The 4,725-nt window shown below is 45.8% G+C and carries 6 protein-coding genes; 3 read left to right on the top strand and 3 right to left on the bottom strand.

Annotated features, from left to right (window positions below; all coding sequences use genetic code 11):
* A partial coding sequence (locus C1I60_RS09730) for an energy-coupling factor transporter transmembrane component T family protein (RefSeq protein WP_252361661.1) occupies positions 1 to 509 on the bottom strand: 509 nt, incomplete at its 3' end.
* Positions 493 to 1,089 (bottom strand): GNAT family N-acetyltransferase, encoded by a 597-nt coding sequence (locus C1I60_RS09725; protein WP_137061530.1) that lies wholly within the window; start codon positions 1,087 to 1,089, stop codon positions 493 to 495. The genes C1I60_RS09730 and C1I60_RS09725, both read right to left, overlap by 17 nt.
* 309 nt (positions 1,090 to 1,398) lie before the next feature.
* Between C1I60_RS09725 and C1I60_RS09720 the strand changes: the two genes are divergently transcribed.
* Both C1I60_RS09720 and C1I60_RS09715 read left to right on the top strand, forming a co-directional pair.
* The gene (locus C1I60_RS09720; RefSeq protein ID WP_137061529.1) at positions 1,399 to 1,878 is read left to right on the top strand and encodes a GAF domain-containing protein; all 480 of its coding nucleotides are present in this window, start codon (positions 1,399 to 1,401) and stop codon (positions 1,876 to 1,878) included.
* 89 nt (positions 1,879 to 1,967) lie between these two features.
* On the top strand, positions 1,968 to 2,447 hold the full coding sequence (locus tag C1I60_RS09715; protein WP_137061528.1) for a hypothetical protein: 480 nt from the start codon (positions 1,968 to 1,970) through the stop codon (positions 2,445 to 2,447).
* 116 nt (positions 2,448 to 2,563) lie between these two features.
* Here the strand turns inward: C1I60_RS09715 and C1I60_RS09710 are convergent, their stop codons facing one another.
* Positions 2,564 to 3,157 carry a TetR/AcrR family transcriptional regulator gene (locus tag C1I60_RS09710; RefSeq protein WP_137061527.1) on the bottom strand — a complete coding sequence of 198 codons (594 nt, stop codon included), beginning with the start codon at positions 3,155 to 3,157 and terminating at the stop codon, positions 2,564 to 2,566.
* A gap of 196 nt (positions 3,158 to 3,353) precedes the next feature.
* On the opposite strand from C1I60_RS09710, the gene C1I60_RS09705 reads away from it, so the two are divergent.
* A partial coding sequence (locus C1I60_RS09705; protein WP_212734457.1) for an oxidoreductase occupies positions 3,354 to 4,725 on the top strand: 1,372 nt, incomplete at its 3' end.

Here is a 4,725-nt window from a genome sequence, read left to right as displayed (position 1 = left end):
GCCGCCATTATGGTACGGCCTTCCTCTTCCAATAAGGGGAGGAACGTCAGCGCCACCGAAATACCGAACGCAAACCGATAAGGGACACGCAGACGCAGATTCAAAGCCTGTACAAAATCTCGGGGATCCGTTGTCGATAGATAAATATATGAGGCCAAAAACAGCACAAAAATGCGCAGCGTCAACGCCCCTGCGATATCGAGCCCTTCCGCTGTAATCCAGATCGGCCCCCAAGCTGCCACGATATGTCCTTCCCGAATCGCCAGAATAGACAATATAAAATACGGAATGCCCAGACCAATTAGAAATGACATAGCCCGGAGTTGGCGTGCCAACGTTAAGCCTGCCCCAAACCAAGCCGCAGCGATCAGTACAACCAGCAGCGCAGCTTCATGCAGTGTTGATTCCCATGCCATCGACAACAGGCTAATGCATCCCACCAGGATCAACTTGCTTAATGGCCCCAGCTTGTGCAGCGGCGACGACCCACCGTTATACTGAAACAGCATTTCGCCTCGCCTCCAGTCTGAGCCATTCTTCATGCAGCAAGGAGTACATCAGCATATCCTTAAAGCCTGTAGACGTATGCTGCACTTGTCGTAACAGCCCTTCCTGCGTCCAGCCCATAGAGGACAACAGGGCTTGGGATCCCGTATTTCGTGGGTCCACCAACGCTTCCATCCGATTCACCCGAATCGTGTCATACCCGAAAGACAGGACCAGCCGCAGTGCCTCCGACATATAGCCCTTTCTCCAATAGGGCTTAGCCAGCTCGTAGCCGATTTCGGCTTTATAAGCTCCTTCGGTCTGCCAATAATTAAATCCACAGCTGCCGACCAGCTTCCCGTTCTCCTTCAGCTCTATGCCCCAGCGCAGCGCATCCTCCGTCTTCGCCAGCTCATTCAACAGCTCGATCATATCCTCCGCATCCTCACGCCCGGACATCCCCGTAAGGTTCATATAACGGTGAACCTCCGGGTCAGACCAGCAGGCAAACATCGTAGCTGCATCCCCGCTTTCCATCTTTCGCAGTCGAAGACGCGGGCTTTCCAGCGGTGGTATATGCCCCTTACATGCATATGCACACATGTTCAATCATCCTTCCAGCATCAAAGTGACAATAAATATACGCTACATTTAAGCATACCCCTCCAACAAACGCAAACCCCCCTGTGTTATGAATGATGACTATACTCTGTATTTACTCCCTGCTTTTCTCCACATAAGTAACGAGGTCGAGAAAGGTTACAGATGTATTTTCCTCTTGACTGAATATATACAATCGTTATATCTTAAATTAATTAACCAATGGTAAAAGCAGCTTGCAGAATTACCTTTTTCTGCCAATATATACAACAGATAATGGTAAAAAAATTTACTGATAGGAGCGTGGACTACATGTTTCAGACTATCCCTTACGAAGGCACACGTCACGAACAATTTGAATCGGTTCTCGGACAACTCCGGGCACTCATTCATGACGAACCCAATACCATTGCAAATCTGGCGAACGCTTCTGCATTGCTTGGTCATTTTCTGCCGGATATTAACTGGAGCGGCTTCTATCTCTATGATGGGACCGAGCTTGTACTCGGTCCATTTCAGGGCCAGCCCGCGTGTATAAGGATTCCGCTGGGACGCGGTGTATGCGGTACAGCCGCAGTGGAGCGACGGACCCTTGTCGTAGAGGATGTCCATGCGTTCCCGGGCCATATCGCCTGTGACGCGGCCTCCAACAGCGAAATCGTCATCCCCCTCATTAAGAACGGGGAACTGCTGGGAGTGCTGGACATTGACAGCCCGCTAAAAGCCCGCTTTGATCACGAAGATCGTGTATTCCTAGAGGAATTTACGGCTATTCTGGTAGCCAGTCTGTAGCCAAAATCCGCGTATAATCATCGTCTTCCTTCGCCACAATATATGAGGGTCTGGAACCCAAAACCATCCGGTGAAGGAGATTGATGACAATGTACAACAACACCATGGCTCCACAACAGCAGCTTCGTCAGTGTGAACAAATTATGCAACAATTGGTACAACAAACACAGCAAGGAACTGCCATGTATCAGCAACTGCTACAACAGGAGCAACAAAATGCCTCCAATTTAGAGGGCCTTGTGCAACGTGAACGCAATGCAGCTCAAATGATCCAAACCGCAATCCAGCACCACCAACAAGCTGTGCAGCAATGCCAGCAAGTTATCCAATTGTGTAGTCAGTTGGAAAACACCATCCGCTCCAGCAGTCAAATGACTCAACCCGGCTTTGGCGATAACTACGCCTCCCGCAGTATGCAACCGTCATCCTATGGTATGGGAAGCCACATGAATCAAAGCTTTCCGCAACACATGGGTGCAACCGGGCAGCAATATGCAGGCAGCGGTAACATGCAACACTACGGTAACAACAGCCAGCAAGGCATGAGAGCGACACACAGCAGCATGTAAAACTGCTTTACACGCAAAAGGGATGAACAGCAAGCCATTAAATTAGCTTGCTGTTCATCCCTTTTTATACTTCTTCTTTAAGCGTGTGGTGCTCCGTCTCTGCGGCTAGGATACAATCAATTCCTTTGCTTAAAGATCGTGATCAGACGACTCATATATTCACGCATATTTACAATTAAATCAGAGTCGCCATCATGAAGACACCAGTTGTACATGACCCCACGAGCTGCAATAAATAAGTAGTCCGTCACCTCTTCGGATGTCATGCTTTGATCCAGCTCTCCCGCGGCTTGTCCTCTCTCTATAATCTGTTGAAGTATATTTTGCATATCACGACCCTTAGTAATGAAAAGCTTGTTATTACTTGTATATAATTGTTGCACCGTCTCTAAACCAATATTCTGATTATATTCCGCATAAACCTCAAAATACTGAATAAGATCCTGCGCAATACTTTCTGAAGGTGGTTCATTCTTAAATTTTAATTCAAAGTAGCCATCCGCCTGTGCATACATTTCCACCAAAATATCACTTTTAGTCTTGAAATGATTATAAAATGACCCCACGGACACGCCGGCCTTTCGACAGATATCCTCAATTTTAATTTTTTCCAGGCTCTTTTCATGCATTAGCTCTAATGTACTGTTATATATATTTTTTTTAGTCTGCAAACTTTGCAGCTTGCGTCCATTCAATTGTTTTTTTGACACTCACTTACTCTCCCTCTCTATTGTAAATATTTCTCTTTCTCAGGTACCTTGTTCATATTACTTAATTATAATAGGGAATGCTATTTTGTTTAATTGTGAAAACAATCACATAATAATACTTACTCCTATTCTATACTGAATCCATTCGGTGAATGCATTCAGTTGAATGAATGATCCATACTTAGGAGGTATTCTTATGAAAGAAGAACATCAAATTTTATACGAGCCTATGAAAATTGGAAAGCTGGAAATTAAAAACCGCTTTGTTATGGCTCCCATGGGTCCAGGCGGGCTTTGTGATGCCGATGGTACTTTTAATGAACGTGGCGTCGAGTATTATGTTGAACGGGCAAAAGGTGGGACAGGTCTACTCATTACAGGTGTAACGATGGTTGAGAATGAAATTGAGAAATGTGCCCTGCCATCCATGCCCTGCCCTACTCTAAATCCGTTGAATTTCGTTAAAACGGGTAAAATGATGACGGAGCGGATTCATGCATACGGCACAAAAATATTTTTGCAATTATCCGCAGGATTTGGACGAGTAAGTATCCCTTCAATTGTTGGTAAAACGGCTGTCGCTCCTTCTCCCATTCCTCATCGCTGGCTTCCTGATGTAACTTGTCGTGAGCTGACCATTGACGAAATTCACACCTATATCAGAAAATTTGCGGAATCCGCAGCTATTGCCAAAAAGGCAGGCTTTGACGGTATTGAAATCCATGCGGTTCATGAAGGCTATTTATTGGATCAATTTGCGATTTCTTTCTTTAACCATCGGACAGACGAATACGGAGGAAGTCTGAGAAACCGCTTAAGATTTGCCATAGAGATCGTTCAAGCCATCAAAGCCGAATGTGGACAGGATTTCCCGGTATCTCTTCGATACAGCATCAAAAGCTTTATTAAAGATTGGCGTCAGGGCGGATTGCCTGGCGAAGAGTTTAAGGAGCAGGGACGGGATATTGAAGAGGGGATTGAAGCTGCCAAAATATTAGAGGAAGCCGGGTATGATGCTTTCAATGGCGATGTCGGTTCTTACGACTCTTGGTATTGGGCACATCCACCCATGTATCAGGAAAAAGGACTTTATCTTCCTTACAACAAAATTTTAAAAGCCATTCTAAAGGTACCTGTGATTACTGCTGGCAGATTGGATAATCCAGACTTGGCCAGCAAGGCTATACGTGAAGGAAAAACCGATATGATTGCACTTGGTCGACCATTGTTAGCTGATGCTGATATCCCCAATAAAATCAAGGCTGGGAAAATAGAAAAGATTCGTCCTTGCCTCTCCTGCCAGGAGGGCTGTATGGGTCGATTGGCATCTTTTGCAACGATTTCATGTGCCGTTAATCCAGCTTGCGGCAGAGAAAAAGACTACGCACTTGGAAAAGCAGATCAATCCAAAAAAGTTTTGGTGATCGGTGGAGGGCCGGCAGGATGTGAAGCTGCCCGTGTAGCTGCTATCCGGGGACATCACGTTACCTTATTTGATAAAAATAACCGATTGGGAGGTAATCTAATCCCGGGCGGAATTCCAGACTTCAAGGAAGACGACCATTTAC

The sequence above is a fragment of the Paenibacillus terrae genome (genome assembly GCF_005217525.1).
In the GTDB taxonomy this organism is placed as follows: domain Bacteria; phylum Bacillota; class Bacilli; order Paenibacillales; family Paenibacillaceae; genus Paenibacillus; species Paenibacillus terrae_C.
The sequence above is the reverse complement of the archived record's forward strand: the minus strand, read 5'-3'. Positions and strand labels throughout refer to the sequence as shown.

What these genes read in the sequence shown, in the direction of transcription:
- C1I60_RS09715 (WP_137061528.1), top strand. Translation starts at nt 1,968, where the DNA reads ATGTACAACAACACCATGGCTCCACAACAGCAGCTTCGTCAGTGTGAA.
- C1I60_RS09720 (WP_137061529.1), top strand. Translation starts at nt 1,399, where the DNA reads ATGTTTCAGACTATCCCTTACGAAGGCACACGTCACGAACAATTTGAA.
- C1I60_RS09725 (WP_137061530.1), bottom strand. Translation starts at nt 1,089, where the DNA reads ATGTGTGCATATGCATGTAAGGGGCATATACCACCGCTGGAAAGCCCG.